The sequence below is a fragment of the Pseudomonas sp. Z2-11 genome (assembly GCF_054161305.1).
On the sequence record NZ_CP096395.1, the window covers coordinates 3,741,889 to 3,757,135 of the forward strand.

Genomic DNA, 15,247 nt, shown 5'->3' on the forward strand with positions numbered 1-15,247 from the left:
GTGTTTCCTGAAACCGGTTTCAGAACCGCTAATAAATCCAATAAGCAGGTTTAATCCGTGACTTCTTTTTCCGCCGCCCAGCGCAGCCGCGTGACCATGCTTGATGTTGCCGAGCGCGCCGGGGTCTCCAAGGCCAGCGTCTCGCGCTTCATTGGCGAAGGCCGCGCCCTGCTCTCCGAAGCCATCGCCCGGCGCATCGAGCAGGCGATCGACGAGCTGGGCTACCGGCCCAACCAGATGGCCCGCGGCCTCAAGCGCGGGCGCACCCGCCTGATCGGCATGCTCGTGGCCGATATCCGCAACCCTTATTCGATTGCCGTGATGCATGGCGTGGAAACCGCTTGCCGTCGCCACGGCTACAGCCTGGTGGTGTGCAACACCGACCGCGATGACGAGCAGGAACGCCAGCACTTGGCGCTGTTGCGCGCCTACAACATCGAAGGGCTGATCGTGAACACCCTGGGTCATCACCGCGACGAACTGTTCGAGCTGCGCAGCGAAATGCCCATGGTGCTGGTGGATCGCAAGGTCGACCGGCTCGACACCGACCTGGTCGGGCTGGACAACCCGGCGGCCGTCGAGATGGCCCTCGATCACCTTGACCAGCGAGGCTACCGCGACCTGCTGCTGGTGACCGAGCCATTCGATGGCACCAGCTCGCGGATCGAACGGGTCGAGAGTTTCAAGACCGGCATCGAAAGGCGTCCAGCCCTGGCCGGGGCCGTGGTGGAAACCGGCGATCAACTCCTTGCACGCATCAGGACCTTTCTCGCCCAGCCGGACCGGGGCCCCAAGGCACTGTTCTGCGCCAACGGCATCGCCGCACTGGCCGCCACTCAGGTACTGCGCGACCTCGGTTGCCATTTGTTCAACGACATCGGCCTGATCGCCCTGGATGACCTGGACTGGTACCCGTTGGTGGGCAGCGGCATCACCGCCCTCGCCCAACCCACCGCCGAAATCGGCGCCCGTGCATTCGAATGCCTGCTCAAGCGCTTGCGCGGGGACAACGGGCCGGTGCAGACCCTGGATTTTGCGGCGCGGTTGATTGAGCGCGGGTCGACACGGAGAAATTTGCGGTGATCGGGCTGGCCCCTTCGCGAGCAGGCTCGCTCCCACACTGGATCGGCGTCGCACTGGAGATCCCAGTGGGAGCGAGCCTTCTCGCGAAGCGACCCTGAAGCAAAACCCTTTTTTTGAACAAAACTGAAACCGGTTTCAGAGGTACAACAACAATGACCAGACCACACGTTTCCATCAGCCTATCCAGCTTCGGCGCCGACCTCGTGCGCCAACGCGGCCAAGGCAGCTTCGTCGAACTGCTGGCCGCCGCCGGTGCCTCGCGCATCGAATGGCGCGAGGAACTGTTCACCCACGAACAGCCCGACGAGCTGGCTGCTGGCGCCCGGGCTCAAGGGCTGGCAAGCATCTATTCATCGCCACTCGAACTCTGGCTGCCCGGCCAACCCAGGCCCAATCCCGCTCTGCTGGTCGCCTTGCAACGTTGCGAGGCGTTCGGCTCGTCCTGGCTGAAAGTGTCCCTAGGCCACTTCACCGATTCCCATGACCTCTCGGCCCTGGCGCCAATATTGGCGACCAGCGCGGTACAACTGCTGGTGGAAAACGACCAGACCCTGCAGGGCGGACGGATCGAACCCCTGCAGCGTTTTTTCACGGCAGTTGAAGCACAGGGGTTGCCCGTCGCCATGACCTTCGACATCGGCAACTGGCAGTGGCAGGACCAATCGGCCACCGTGGCGGCGCGCCAACTCGGACGGCATGTGGCGTATGTGCACTGCAAGGCCGTGGCCCGACGTGACGACGGCAAGCTGATCGCCGTGCCCCCGGCGCTGGCAGACCTGCACCTTTGGGAGCAATTGCTCAAGCACATGCCCGTCGGCGTGATGCGCGCCGCCGAGTATCCGCTGCAAGGCGACGACCTGGCGCAACTGACCGCTGAACATGTCGCCACCCTGTCCCGCCTCGGACAATCGCGTCGGGAGAGTGCTCATGCCTGAGTTCGATGTATTGTCGTTCGGCGAAACCATGGCGATGCTGGTGGCCGACCAGAGCGGCGACCTGGCCAGCGTCGACCAGTTTCACAAACGCATCGCCGGGGCCGACAGCAATGTCGCCATCGGCTTGGCGCGGCTGGGTTTCCAGGTGGCCTGGCTCAGCCGGGTCGGCGCCGATTCCCTGGGACGTTTCGTGGTGCAGACGCTGGAGAAAGAAGGCCTGGATTGTCGCCACGTGGCGGTCGATCCGGCGCACCCCACCGGATTCCAGTTCAAGTCCCGCACCGATGACGGCAGCGATCCGCAGGTCGAGTACTTCCGTCGCGGCTCGGCGGCCAGTCACTTGTCGATCGATTCCATCGCACCGCCCCTGCTCCGCGCCCGTCATCTGCACGCTACCGGCATCGTCCCGGCGCTGTCGGACACAGCCCGAGCAATGTCTTTCGAATTGATGAGCCGCATGCGCGAGGCCGGCCGCAGCCTGTCGTTCGACCCCAACCTGCGCCCGAGCCTGTGGGCCAGCGAAGCGTTGATGATCAGCGAGATCAACCGCCATGCCGCCCTTGCCCACTGGGTCTTGCCGGGCCTCGGCGAAGGTCGGTTGCTGACCGGTTTTGACGACCCGGCCGACATTGCTGCCTTTTACCTGGACCAAGGTGCCGAAGTCGTGGTGATCAAGCTTGGCCCGGACGGCGCCTACTACCGCACCCAGCTGGGCCAGGGATTTGTCGCCGGCGTGCCGGTGTCCAGAGTAGTGGACACCGTCGGTGCCGGCGATGGTTTTGCCGTCGGCCTGATCAGCGCGTTGCTCGAAGGCCGCGACGTCAGCGAGGCGGTACAGCGCGCCAACTGGATCGGCAGCCGCGCGGTGCAGAGCCGCGGGGATATGGAAGGCTTGCCGACACGCCAAGAATTACTGGCCGAATTTGAAACTGCCGATCGCGAGCAGGCTCGCTCCCACAAGGGCCGCCGCTGACCCTGTGGGAGCGAGCCCGCTCGCGAAAAAAGCCACCGCAAACGCACCTGCTGAACAAAAACAACAAGCTCAGGAGTCACAACATGCAAACGCTCAATCTCGCCACCCGCCGCTGGTGGTACATCATGCCCATCGTGTTCATCACCTACAGCCTGGCCTACCTCGACCGCGCCAACTATGGCTTCGCCGCCGCGTCGGGCATGGCCGAGGACCTGATGATCACCCCGGGGCTGTCCTCGTTGCTCGGCGCACTGTTTTTCCTCGGCTATTTTTTCTTCCAGGTGCCGGGAGCGATCTACGCGCAAAAGCACAGCGTCAAGAAGCTGATCTTCGTCAGCCTGATCCTCTGGGGCTCGCTGGCGACCCTCACCGGGGTGGTGTCCAACGCGTACTGGCTGATCGTGATCCGCTTCATGCTCGGCGTGGTGGAAGCCGCCGTGATGCCGGCGATGCTGGTCTATCTGTGTCACTGGTTCACCCGGGCCGAACGCTCGCGCGCCAACACTTTCCTGATCCTCGGCAACCCGGTGACCATGTTGTGGATGTCAGTGGTCTCAGGCTATCTGGTGGAGCAATTCGACTGGCGCTGGATGTTCATCATCGAGGGGCTGCCGGCGGTGCTCTGGGCCTTTGTCTGGTGGCGCCTGGCCGATGATCGCCCGGCCCAGGCCAAGTGGCTCAGCGACCAGGAAAAACAAGACCTGGAAACCGTGCTGGCGGCCGAACAGGTCGGCATCAAGGCAGTGAAAAACTATGCCGAGGCCTTCCGCTCGCCCAAGGTGATCATCCTGGCCCTGCAGTTTTTCTGCTGGAGCATCGGCGTCTACGGGTTTGTGCTGTGGTTGCCGTCGATCCTCAAGGCCGGCCTGAAAATGAACATGGTCGAGGCCGGATGGCTGTCATCGCTGCCTTATCTGGCGGCGGTGATCGCCATGCTGATCGTCTCCTGGGCGTCGGACAAGGTGCAGAAGCGCAAGCGTTTTGTCTGGCCGCCGCTGCTGATCGCCTCCATCGCCTTCTACGCCTCCTATTTGCTCGGGGCGGAACATTTCTGGGGGTCCTACGCCTTGCTGGTGCTTGCCGGCGCGTGCATGTACGCGCCCTACGGTCCGTTTTTCGCCATCGTTCCGGAAATCCTCCCGGCCAACGTCGCCGGCGGCGCCATGGCGCTGATCAACAGCATGGGCGCGCTGGGCTCGTTCGGCGGCTCGTATCTGGTGGGTTACCTCAACGGCTCCACCGGCTCCACCGGCATGTCCTTCCTGCTGATGAGTGGCGCGTTGCTGCTGTCGGTGGTGCTGACCCTCGCCCTCAAGCCCGGCGCCAGTGACCGGGTCGTGTCCAAAACCGCGACGCCAAACCCGGCGCCAGCACGTTCCTGAATGAGGCTTCCCATGAAAAAACACGTGGTGTTGTACAAAACGCTGTCAGCGCAACTGATGGAGCGCCTGCAAGCGCAGGCCCAGGTCACCCTCATCGAACGCCTCGACGCCCAAGGCCTCGCGCAATTGCGCGAGGCCCTGCCCAGTGCGCATGGCTTGCTGGGCGCGAGCCTGAGGCTCGATGCGCCGCTGCTGGACCTGGCGCCTGACCTTGAGGCCATCGCCAGCGTTTCGGTCGGGGTCGACAACTACGACATCGATTACCTGAGCGAACGCCGGATCCTGCTCACCAACACGCCGGATGTACTGACCGAAACCACCGCCGATACCGGGTTCGCCTTGATCCTGGCTACGGCCCGACGCGTCGTCGAACTGGCCAATCTGGTTCGGGCCGGCCAATGGCGGCAAAGTATCGGCCCGCGGCATTTCGGCAGTGATGTCCATGGCAAGACCCTGGGCATCGTCGGCATGGGCCGCATTGGCGAAGCCCTGGCCCAGCGCGGCCACTTCGGCTTTGGCATGCCGGTGCTCTATCACAGTCACTCGCCCAAGCCTGCGGTGGAACAACGTTTTAATGCGCGCTACTGCGACCTCGATACACTGCTGCACGAAGCCGATTTCATCTGCCTGACCTTGCCCCTTACTGCTGAGACCCAAGGGCTTATCGATGCGCAGGCATTTGCACGGATGCGACCCGAAAGCATCTTCATCAATATCTCCCGGGGCAAGGTCGTGGACGAAGCGGCGATGATCGAAGCCCTGCGCAGCGGGCAGATCCGTGGCGCCGGGCTGGATGTGTTCGAACATGAACCCCTGAGCCCGGCCTCGCCACTGCTGCAGATGGACAACGTGGTGGCGACGCCGCACATGGGCTCGGCGACCCACGAGACACGCGAGGCCATGGCGCGCTGCGCCGTGGACAACCTGCTGGCGGCGTTGGCGGGTGAGCGGCCGATGAATCTGGTGAATCCGGGGGCCTGGAAAGGCTGAGCGGTTTTTTCCACGTGGCGAGGCGCTCTCCTCGCCACCGTTCCACCTATGCCGAATATTGATGACTGACTGGCGTTGCTCAGGCCTAAATCACCCTAATTAATCTCGCACCCTCTCCTTTCGAGAATGAGTAAACATCTCAACCCATTGAATTGGACAAGCAAAAAGAACAGTTTCAACAGAAAACCGGTTTCTTACAGGCGCGTCCTACTGTTTACCAAGACCAAACCTACGCAAGCATCGGAAGTTGCACCCTAGCCCATCCATAACCCTACTGTTATTAATTATGCGCTTGCACATAACCGTGCAAGTCAGGTGATCGCGACGCGACTCTGAACAGAGGAATAAAATATCTGGACAGCAAATGTTCTGACAAAACACTCTATGGAATTCCGTCAAGAAAATTGCGCAATTGCTGATCGTCGAACCCTCCAAAAACCCGCAGATGGTCGTACGCACCCTATGCAAACATTTATTAGAACAGCCTGCAAAAAACATACGACACTTCTGTTAACGACCATCGCAACAATAATAACCCTCAAGTTAGTAGCGCTCGCCCCGCCCCTGCTTCTAGGGACCATCATCGACACGTTATATGGCAAAAGTGATGCAACGGCGAACACATTACTCATGCTAACGGCGGGCCTTGTCGCCGCCGGATGCGCCCAAGCGATTATCAGCCCACTGCAAATCCATTTTCTATCAAAACTGGTTCAACAGGTTGTCATGGCCGCGTCTATTGAGTGGCTGACAAACCTGATGCGAAAGGAGTTTGCTCGATTCAACTCATGGCGAATAGGCCACTTCATAAAATCAGTCGAGCGTGGGATTAACGCTCACGAGCAACTATTGACATTTTTTGTCACCGTGGGACTGCCGTTGTGCCTGGAATTCCTGATTGTTGGCGGTGCGTTTTTTTACATGGGTGGCAGTGAAGTTTTTGCGGGAATGACCGGTTTAGGAATCATCTATCTAGCTGCTACCCACAGGATTATCAGATGGCGCAGAAAACACATTGATGCCGTCAACGAGCAGGAAGATGAATTGAGCGCTCATTTGTACAACACCCTCAATGCCGGCAAAGCAATAAAGCTGGAAAATGCCGAGCCCACCGCGATACAACCGTTAAACGAGGCTTTTAAAGGCTACGCCGACGCTGCGGTGGGCGCGGCAACCTCGGGTGGTTTTCTGAGTGCCGCCAAGATTCTGTTCGTTAGCCTCTCCACGGGTGGATTGCTGGGATGGGGGGTTATTGATCAACTTTCGATCCAGCCCAGTATCAGTGTCGGTCAACTGGTCGCCGTTTTTTCAATCGCCGGCAGCTATTTATTGAATATCACAGCGTTGACGGAGGGCTATCGAGTAACGGATCAGTTTCTTGCCGATCAGCGTCGACTTCAGAGCCTGCTTTCGCTCCCGAACTTTGACCATTGCGATCGGAAATCGGAGGTCTCTTTTCGGGAGTCATCGACACTGACTCTGCTGCCATGCGGACTCACCGAAAACGACGACGTACGCCTGTCGATTACGCAAGCGCTGACTTTCATTCAGAATCAATCAGTGGCAATCATCGGTCAGAGCGGTGCAGGCAAGTCTACGTTATTGGAAGTTCTTGCCGGTCTGGACCTGGAAACGCGAAATCAGCTCAGTATCGATGGCACCCCGATTTCCCTATTGAACCCTCGCGTTCATTTGAATGCGTTGAGGTACTGCCCTCAACAACCGCGTTTTTTGGAAGGTCCCTTTGAACGCTCCGTTCTATTCGGTGCTAAATCGTCGCCTCGCCTCGACCGGGCAATACGGCGACTGCAGCTTCAAACAATCGTTTCTGACCGGACCATCGGTGAGCACGCATCGAATATTTCCGGAGGTGAAGCCAAGCGTCTGTCGCTGCTGCGTCTTATCAACAAGCCTGGACGATTCAACTTGTTCGACGAGCCTAGTGCATCAATCGAGCCCGGGCTGACCAATGCCTTATGGGACCTGCTGTTTGATATTTTCTCAAAACGCGGGTTGATCTGTGTCACCCATGATCTTGATCATCTGTTGCGCTTTGATCGGGTGATTGTCCTGCACAACGGTGCAATCGTCGACGACGGACACTGGCGGGAGCTGGTCAACAGGCCAGCAATCAAATTGTTGCTTGATGACATCAAGACCGGACCCTAGCCGAAATACGGGAAATAGACCTGAACTCCAGCTTTCTTTAGAAGCTCGGCTCCCTCGTATTAGCGGTGGTTCAGGCGATATGGAGGCTGAATGGTCGGCCGTCTTCGCGAGCAAGCTCGCTCCCACAGTGGGATTGGAACATAGCCGAGAGACAGGTCGGCCCTAAGGCCGCCTCGCGGTGGACGTTGATTTCGGCGCCCCGTTAACCACGCTGGCCGAACGCAGGCGTTGCGCAGTGGGCATCCCGGCATGGATGCCGGGATAGCCGCGCTGGGCCAGGGACGGCCCTTCGCGGCGGCCCACGGAGCAATGCCGGAGTGAGGGCACACCGAGCGTGAGCGAGGTGCCGAGTGGTGGGGCAAAAGCGTTTTGCTTACTTTTGACTGGGCCGGCTTCCGGGCTTCATAAAAGTGAGCCGCTGTAAAAGCGGAACCATAAGCAGCCATTACCGCAGCAACGGATATGTTCCCAGTCAACAAACCCCAGGCCAGCTGTCAGACCGCCATCGCGAGCAGGCTCGCTCCCACAATGGGATCGAAGTATGCCGTGAGAAACAGGCCGGCTGAATAAACCATCCAGGGTAGTTGTTTCCACACCACACCGAAGCCGATCACAAATCCGCACGCTCCATCAAAATCCCGTTAGTCGCCACCCCCCGCCATGCATTAAAGTATCGCCCCCAGCCCCGGCGTTATCGGAACGCCTGGGCCACCCTTTCCAGGAACAGTCACCGATGGAACATCGTGAAGCGCTGCTGGCGCTGCGAACCTTTCTTTCAACGCAGATTCTCGGCCAGGAAAAACTCATCGAGCGCCTGCTCATCGCCCTGCTCGCCGACGGCCACATGCTGGTGGAAGGCGCGCCCGGGCTGGCCAAGACCAAGGCGATCAAAGAGCTGGCCGAGGGCATCGAAGCGCAGTTCCATCGCATCCAGTTCACCCCCGACCTGTTGCCCGCCGACATCACCGGCACCGAGATCTATCGCCCGGAAACCGGCAGCTTCGTGTTTCAGCAAGGGCCGATCTTCCACAACCTGGTGCTGGCGGACGAAATCAACCGTGCCCCGGCCAAGGTCCAGTCGGCCCTTCTCGAAGCGATGGCCGAGCGGCAGGTCAGCGTCGGGCGCAGTACTTATGAGCTGTCGCCACTGTTCCTGGTGATGGCCACGCAGAACCCGATCGAGCAGGAAGGCACCTACCCGCTGCCCGAAGCACAGCTCGACCGGTTCCTGATGCACGTCAAGATCGGGTTTCCGGACGCCGCGGTCGAGCGCCGGATCCTGCAGCAGGCACGCGGTGAGGCGTTGAATGGCGAAACCAAGCCTGAACGTCGCGTCAGCCAGCAGGCAATCTTTTCGGCGCGCAAGGAGATCCTCGGGCTGTACATGGCCGACGCCGTGGAGGAGTACCTGGTGCAACTGATCATGGCCACTCGCAACCCGGCCAAGTTCGACCCGGAGATGGCCGAGTGGATCGCCTACGGTGCCAGCCCGCGGGGCTCGATTGCCCTGGACCGCTGCGCCCGGGCCCACGCCTGGCTGGCCGGACGCGACTTCGTCAGCCCGGAAGACATCCAGGCCGTGCTGTTCGACGTGCTGCGCCATCGCATCATCCTGTCGTTCGAAGCCGAAGCCGCCGGCATCGACCAGGACCGGGTCGTGCAGCGGATTCTCGACGTCGTCGCTGTCGCTTGAGCATGAATCATGAATAACCCACTGGCGCCCGTCCCGGGCATCCGCGTCAGCCTCTCGGAGCTGATCGAGATGCGCCATCGCGTGCGCGAAGTGCAGTTGTTCTCCACCCCTGGCCAGCGCAGCCCGCTGATCGGCCTGCATCATTCCAAGCTGCGCGGGCGCGGAGTGGACTTCGATCAGGTGCGGGTCTACCAGGCCGGCGACGATGTTCGGACCATTGACTGGCGCGTCACCGCACGAACCCAGGAACCCCATACCAAACTGTTCCATGAAGAACGCGAGCGGCCGATCTTTATCATGATCGAGCAAAGCCACCGCCTGTTCTTCGGTTCCGGGCAGGTCTTCAAGTCGGTACTTGCCGCCCAGGCCGCCAGCCTGATCGGCTGGGCCGCGCTGGGCCATAACGATCGGGTCGGCGGGCTGGTGTTCGGCAATAACAGCCATTACGAGGTCAAGCCTCGGCGCAGCAAACAAAGCCTGCTGCAACTGCTCAACCGCCTGGTGCGCGTCAATCAGTCGTTGCACACCGAAGGCGAGTCGGACCGTGATTCCTTCGGTGTCGCCTTGCGCCGGGCCCGGGAAGTCCTGCGGCCCGGCAGCCTGGCGATCGTGATCTGTGACGAGCGCGCCCTCTCCGACGGTGCCGAGCAGCAGTTGAGCCTGCTGTCGCGTCATTGCGACCTGTTGCTGCTGCCGCTGTCCGACCCGCTGGACCACGCCCTGCCCGCCGCCGGCCTGCTGCGGTTTGCCCAGCGCGGTGAGCAATTGGAGCTCGACACGCTGAACCTGGAACTGCGCCAGACCTACCGCGCCCAGGCCGAGGCGCGCCTGGAGCGCTGGGAAATGCTGGCGCAGAAGCTGCGGATCCTGATGCTGCCCTTGAGCACTCAAGGCGACATGGTCGAACAACTGCGCGAGTACCTGAACCCCAAGCGCCCAGGGAAAACCCGATGAGCAGCCTCGATCAGCTGCAACCGCTGATGGCGCCGCCGCCCATCGGTTTCTGGCCGCCCGCGCCGGGCTGGTGGATGTTGTTGGTGTTATTGCCATTGCTGGGCCTGGGCTTGTGGCAGTTGCGCCGTTTCGTTCCCGCCAAGCGCACCCACGACCGCGCCGAACAACCCCTGGATCCGGTGCGCCTGGCCGCGCTGGCCGAGCTGGCGCTGTTACCCAAACCCTACGACGGCGCGCCGGCCGGGGCCTGGCTGCAACAACTCAACGGGCTGCTCAAGCGCCTGTGCCGCAACCATTATCCTTACAGCCAGAGCCATACTCTCAACGGGCGCAAATGGCTGGCCTTCCTCGACAACCGCTGCCCGGCCGCCGGTCTGACCCGCTGGATGATCCTTGTAGAAGGTGCCTACAAGCCCGAATGCAAGCTTGACGACAAAGCCATCGCCGGCCTGACGCAAGCGGTCGAGACGTGGATTCGCAAACATGTTTGAGTTCGCCTGGCCGTGGATTTTCGCCCTGCTGCCGCTGCCCTGGCTGATGCGCATGGTGCTGCCCGCAGCGGACAGTGGCGAACCGGCACTCAAAGTGAGTTTCCTCGAGGACCTCGAAGGGCTGGTCGGGCGCCGGGCCCGGGCCAATCTGCCGACATGGCGCCAGCAGGCGCCTTTCATCCTGCTTTGGTTGTTGCTGCTGATCGCCGCAGCCCGCCCGCAGTGGCTGGGCGAGCCGTTGCCGATTGCCGCCAGCGGTCGCGACCTGCTGGTGGCGGTGGATGTCTCCGGGTCCATGGATTTTCCTGACATGCAGTGGAAAGACGAGGACATCAGTCGCCTGGCGCTGGTCCAGCACATGCTCGGGGATTTTCTCGAAGGTCGGGAAGGTGACCGGGTCGGCCTGATTCTGTTTGGCAGCCAGGCCTACCTGCAGGCGCCGCTGACCTTCGACCGCCGCACCGTACGCCACTGGCTCGACGAGGCGCGCATCGGCATTGCCGGCAAGAACACGGCGATCGGCGATGCGGTTGGCCTGGCCCTCAAACGCCTGCGGCAACGCCCGGCCAACAGCCGCGTGCTGATCCTGGTCACCGATGGCGCCAATAACGGCGGCGAAATCGACCCGCTGACTGCCGCCCAGCTGGCTGCCGACGAAAGCGTGAAAATCTACCCGATCGGCGTGGGTGCCGATCCGGAGCAAAGTGGCACGGCGGGATTTCTCGGCGTCAACCCCAGCCTGGATCTCGATGAAGCGACACTCAGGGAAATCGCTCAGGTCACCGGCGGGCGATATTTCCGCGCCCAGGATGGCGAGCAGTTGCTGGCGATCAAGACCACCCTCGACCAACTCGAACCGGTGACCCAGCAGCCGACCCAGGCCCGTCCCGCCCAGGCGCTTTATCATTGGCCGCTGGCCGTTGCCTTGCTGTTGAGCATGTTGCTGGTGGTTCGTGAGCGCTGGCCGGACAACCCCTTGCAACGCTTGTTCACCCAGCCGCTGTTTCAACCCTCGCAAACCTCTGAATGGCGCCAGCGGCTCAAGCGCCTGCGACTGCGGAGGCGCCGATGATCGCGCTCTGGCCGCATTGGCTGCGTCCCGCTTTTATCTTGCTGCTGCCCCTGTTGGGCTGGCTGCTCTGGCAACTGTGGCACCGACAGAAACGCGTGGGCCGCTGGCAGATGATCCTGCCGCCGGCGTTCCATGCCGTGCTGCTCACCGGTGGCAGTGGTCGCGAAAGCAAGCTGCCGTGGATCGCCCTCGGGCTGGGCTGGCTGCTGGTGGTGCTGGCCTTGCTCGGCCCCAGCTGGACGCGGGTCGAACAGACCAGCCAGAAACCCGCCGATCCGCTGGTGGTTATTCTCGAACTGACGCCAGAGATGCTCGCCACCGACGTCCCGCCCACGCGCCTGGAACAGGCCCGGCGCAAAGTGCTCGACGTGCTGCAGAACCGCAGCGACGCGCAGACCGCAATCATCGTCTATGCCGGCAGCGCTCATACGCTGGTGCCGCTGTCCGACGACCTGGCCACCAGCGCCAACCTGCTCGAAGCCCTGGCGCCATCGATCATGCCGCAAGGCGGCCACCGTGCCGACCTGGCCGTCAACAAGGCCATGGCGCTGCTGGACCAGGCCGGGCTCGGCCACGGCCGGATCCTGTTGATCGGTTCATCCCTGAACGAGCAGGAACGCCTTGGCATAAGCCAGGTGCTCGACGGTTCCGCCACACGTTTGCTGATGCTCGGCATCGGTACGCGTGAAGGTGCGCCCGTGGCCCAGGAAGACGGCAGTTACCTGAAGGATGCCCAAGGCGCGATCCTGGTGCCGCGCCTGGACAGCCCAAGCCTCAAGTCATTTCTCGATGAGCTGGACGGCCGTTACCGTCCCGCGCACCTGGACGACAGCGACCTGCGCGGCCTGGGCCTGCTGGACGGTCCGCGCCGCCTGCGCAGCGATGGCCAGAAACTGCGCCTGGACACCTGGGCCGACCAGGGTTATTGGCTGCTGTTGCCGCTCCTGCTGCTGGCCGCCTGCGCCGGGCGTCGGGGCTGGCTGTTCTGCCTGCCGCTGCTGTTTGCGCTGCCGCAGACCAGCCATGCCTTCGAATTCGAGGACCTGTGGCTGCGCCCCGATCAACAGGGCCAGCACCTGCTCAAGCAGAAACGCCCGGCCGAGGCCGCCACTCGCTTCGAGGACAGCCAATGGCAAGGTGTCGCCCTCTACGAGGCCGGCCAGTACAGCGAGGCCGCCCGGCGTTTCGCTGAAGGCAACGATGCCCGCGCGCATTACAATCGCGGCAATGCTCTGGCCCGCAGCGGCGAACTGGAGGCCGCGATCGATGCCTATGAGCAAGCGCTGGAATTACAGCCGGACCTGCGCCCGGCGCAGACCAACAAGGCCTTGGTGGAAAGCCTGCTGAAGGAGCAGGCTGCGCCACCGGACACCGCCAAGCCTGACGAAAACCAGGACCCCGCGCCCACCGAGCAATCGCCGGATAGCGATACCCCGAATCAGTCTTCCGAGCCGGGCCAGCCTTCTTCCGAGGCGCCAGCGACGCCGGAGCAATCCCCGGGGTCCCAGGCGCCACCGACCCGCGCCGAGGACGTGCCCGGCAGCGAACTGCCCGACGAGCAGACCACCACCCCGCCGCTGCGCCCGGCCGCGGGCCAGCGCAATGCCGAAGAGCAGCGCCAGGCACTGGAACAATGGCTGCGCCAGATCCCGGACAACCCGGGCGAACTGCTCAGGCGAAAATTCTGGTATGAACAGCAAAGCCACCAGGCTCAGGAAAAACACCAATGACCCGCTTCACCGCCTATCTCCTCGTCTTGCTGCTCTGGGCTGCTGGGTCCCAGGCCGCGCAGCTGACTGCCAGCGTGGACCGCAGTCGCCTGAACTCCGGGGAGACCGTCGAGCTGACGCTGGAGTCCAACGATGCCACGCTGTTCGGCAAACCTGACCTGAGCCCGCTCCAGGCACTGTTTGATGTGCGCGGTACCCGCCAGGTCAACCAGTTGACCACCCTTGACGGCGAGAATCGCGCCACTACCCGCTGGATCGTCACGCTGCTGCCGCGTCAGAGCGGCACGGTGGTGATCCCGCCGCTGCAACTGGGCGAAGTCAGCAGCCAGCCGATCACTTTGCAGGTGATCGAAAGCGAAACCCGCAACGCCTCTGGCACCCTCGCGCCGGTGTTCATCGAAGCCAGCCTCGACCAGCGCGAGGTGTATGTGCAGGCCCAGGCCATCCTGACGCTGCGCATCTACCATTCGGTGTCGCTGTACGACGACAGCAGCCTGACACCGCTGCACATTCCCGATGCGCGCACCGAGCAACTGGGCGAATCGCGCACCTACGAAAAAGTCATCAACGATGTGCGCCACGGCGTCATCGAGTTGCGTTACGGCATCTACCCGCAGCGCAGCGGCGAACTGGCGATCCCGGCCCAGACCTTCAGCGCCACGCTGGTTGAACCAACGGCCCAGGGCACCGCAGCACCGGGCGCCAAACCCGGCCAGTTGATGCGCGTCAGTTCCACGCAACTGCAACTGACCGTCAAGCCCAAGCCCGCCAGTTACCCGGCCGACCTCCCCTGGTTGCCGGCGCGCAGCTTGTCCTTGAGCGAAAGCTGGAGCCCGGAACCGACTCACAGCCAGGTCGGCGATTCGCTCACCCGCAGCCTGACCCTGGAGGCGGAAGGCTTGACCAGCGCCCAGTTGCCGCCGCTTCCGCCTACCGAAATCAATGGCCTGCGGCGCTACCCCGACCAGCCGGTGCTGAGCAGCCGCAGCAGCGAGCGCGGCCTGGTCGGCAGCCGCGAAGACCGCGAAGCCCTGGTGCCCAATCGTAGCGGCACCATCGAGCTGCCGCCGGTGGAAGTGGTCTGGTGGAACACCCTGGAAGACCACCTGGACCGCACCAGCCTGCCGGCCCGGACCCTGCAAGTGGCGAACAACCCGAGCCTGATGGTCGACACACCGGCAGGCACCACTCAGATCGTCACCACTGTCGACAGCGAAACCCTCTGGTACTGGCAACTCAGTACGTTGATCCTGGCCTGCACGACGTTGCTCGGCTTCGGCCTGTGGTGGCGCGCGCGCTGGCAGCCGGCGATCCTGCGCTCGGCCCAGGCCGGGCCGAGTCCACGCACACTGCTGGATGACCTCAAGCGCGCCTGCCTGGCCAACGACTCGCACGCCACCCGCCAGGCGCTGGATGCCTGGGCTCGACAGCAACCGGAAACCCTGGCCGACATGGCGGCGCGTTTCGTGCCACTGTCCGACGCCCTCGACGGCTTGAACGGCGCCCTCTACAGCGAAACCGGCCAGTATTGGCAAGGGGAAGACCTGTGGCGGGCGATCCGGACCATTCCGCCTCTGGAAGGAACGCCGGACGCTGCCAGTGATTCCAGCCTGCCGCCGCTCTATCCCAAATAACCCGGTTTTGTTGCGCAGGGCTTTTTGTGGCAAGGGAGCAAGCTCCCTCGCCACAACAGCCGCGCCGGTCCATCCGACAAAGTTGGGCAGCCCCTCCCCCGCGTTTCCCAGTAAACTCTGCATTTTTGCGCCGCCTCTCCT

Annotated in this window: 12 protein-coding genes; all 12 read left to right on the forward strand. The window is 62.5% G+C overall.

All coding sequences use genetic code 11. The annotated features are described in order from the left end of the window. Window positions 1–57: 57 nt before the first annotated feature. The 12 genes from M1E16_RS16515 (at window position 58) to M1E16_RS16570 (ending at window position 15,106) form a co-directional block, all read left to right on the forward strand. Window positions 58–1,083: a LacI family DNA-binding transcriptional regulator gene (locus M1E16_RS16515; RefSeq protein WP_458127890.1), complete on the forward strand. Its 1,026-nt coding sequence runs from the start codon at window positions 58–60 to the stop codon at window positions 1,081–1,083. 152 nt (window positions 1,084–1,235) lie between these two features. Next, entirely contained in the window at window positions 1,236–2,018 is a 783-nt protein-coding gene (locus M1E16_RS16520) for a sugar phosphate isomerase/epimerase family protein (protein ID WP_458127891.1), read from the forward strand. Beyond that, window positions 2,011–2,991, forward strand: a complete 981-nt coding sequence (locus M1E16_RS16525; protein WP_458127892.1) for a sugar kinase — start codon at window positions 2,011–2,013, stop codon at window positions 2,989–2,991. Before M1E16_RS16520 ends, M1E16_RS16525 begins: the two co-directional genes overlap by 8 nt. An 83-nt stretch (window positions 2,992–3,074) precedes the next feature. Further along, window positions 3,075–4,373, forward strand: coding sequence for an MFS transporter (locus tag M1E16_RS16530; RefSeq protein ID WP_458127893.1), 1,299 nt, complete (start codon window positions 3,075–3,077; stop codon window positions 4,371–4,373). A 12-nt stretch (window positions 4,374–4,385) separates the two neighbouring features. Further along, window positions 4,386–5,363 (forward strand): 2-hydroxyacid dehydrogenase, encoded by a 978-nt coding sequence (locus M1E16_RS16535; protein ID WP_458127894.1) that lies wholly within the window; start codon window positions 4,386–4,388, stop codon window positions 5,361–5,363. Between the two features lie 384 nt (window positions 5,364–5,747). Beyond that, complete coding sequence (locus tag M1E16_RS16540; RefSeq protein ID WP_458127895.1) at window positions 5,748–7,532, forward strand: ATP-binding cassette domain-containing protein; 1,785 nt, start codon at window positions 5,748–5,750, stop codon at window positions 7,530–7,532. 733 nt (window positions 7,533–8,265) lie between these two features. After that, the gene (locus tag M1E16_RS16545; RefSeq protein WP_039589986.1) at window positions 8,266–9,225 is read left to right on the forward strand and encodes an AAA family ATPase; all 960 of its coding nucleotides are present in this window, start codon (window positions 8,266–8,268) and stop codon (window positions 9,223–9,225) included. A gap of 9 nt (window positions 9,226–9,234) precedes the next feature. Next, entirely contained in the window at window positions 9,235–10,179 is a 945-nt protein-coding gene (locus M1E16_RS16550; RefSeq protein ID WP_434573652.1) for a DUF58 domain-containing protein, read from the forward strand. Next, window positions 10,176–10,670 (forward strand): DUF4381 domain-containing protein, encoded by a 495-nt coding sequence (locus M1E16_RS16555; protein ID WP_458127896.1) that lies wholly within the window; start codon window positions 10,176–10,178, stop codon window positions 10,668–10,670. Before M1E16_RS16550 ends, M1E16_RS16555 begins: the two co-directional genes overlap by 4 nt. Further along, window positions 10,663–11,742 (forward strand): vWA domain-containing protein, encoded by a 1,080-nt coding sequence (locus M1E16_RS16560; RefSeq protein WP_458127897.1) that lies wholly within the window; start codon window positions 10,663–10,665, stop codon window positions 11,740–11,742. The genes M1E16_RS16555 and M1E16_RS16560 overlap by 8 nt, the downstream gene beginning before the upstream one ends. Beyond that, a complete protein-coding gene (locus M1E16_RS16565) occupies window positions 11,739–13,472 on the forward strand; it encodes a tetratricopeptide repeat protein (RefSeq protein ID WP_458127898.1) in 1,734 nt (577 codons plus the stop codon). The genes M1E16_RS16560 and M1E16_RS16565 overlap by 4 nt, the downstream gene beginning before the upstream one ends. Next, on the forward strand, window positions 13,469–15,106 hold the full coding sequence (locus M1E16_RS16570) for a BatD family protein (protein ID WP_434573645.1): 1,638 nt from the start codon (window positions 13,469–13,471) through the stop codon (window positions 15,104–15,106). The genes M1E16_RS16565 and M1E16_RS16570 overlap by 4 nt, the downstream gene beginning before the upstream one ends. Window positions 15,107–15,247 lie beyond the last annotated feature (141 nt).

Bases quoted from the DNA above. Each gene is read 5' to 3' on its own strand.
- M1E16_RS16520 (WP_458127891.1), top strand. From the start codon at position 1,236: ATGACCAGACCACACGTTTCCATCAGCCTATCCAGCTTCGGCGCCGAC.
- M1E16_RS16525 (WP_458127892.1), top strand. From the start codon at position 2,011: ATGCCTGAGTTCGATGTATTGTCGTTCGGCGAAACCATGGCGATGCTG.
- M1E16_RS16530 (WP_458127893.1), top strand. From the start codon at position 3,075: ATGCAAACGCTCAATCTCGCCACCCGCCGCTGGTGGTACATCATGCCC.
- M1E16_RS16535 (WP_458127894.1), top strand. From the start codon at position 4,386: ATGAAAAAACACGTGGTGTTGTACAAAACGCTGTCAGCGCAACTGATG.
- M1E16_RS16540 (WP_458127895.1), top strand. From the start codon at position 5,748: ATGGAATTCCGTCAAGAAAATTGCGCAATTGCTGATCGTCGAACCCTC.
- M1E16_RS16545 (WP_039589986.1), top strand. From the start codon at position 8,266: ATGGAACATCGTGAAGCGCTGCTGGCGCTGCGAACCTTTCTTTCAACG.
- M1E16_RS16550 (WP_434573652.1), top strand. From the start codon at position 9,235: ATGAATAACCCACTGGCGCCCGTCCCGGGCATCCGCGTCAGCCTCTCG.
- M1E16_RS16555 (WP_458127896.1), top strand. From the start codon at position 10,176: ATGAGCAGCCTCGATCAGCTGCAACCGCTGATGGCGCCGCCGCCCATC.
- M1E16_RS16560 (WP_458127897.1), top strand. From the start codon at position 10,663: ATGTTTGAGTTCGCCTGGCCGTGGATTTTCGCCCTGCTGCCGCTGCCC.
- M1E16_RS16565 (WP_458127898.1), top strand. From the start codon at position 11,739: ATGATCGCGCTCTGGCCGCATTGGCTGCGTCCCGCTTTTATCTTGCTG.
- M1E16_RS16570 (WP_434573645.1), top strand. From the start codon at position 13,469: ATGACCCGCTTCACCGCCTATCTCCTCGTCTTGCTGCTCTGGGCTGCT.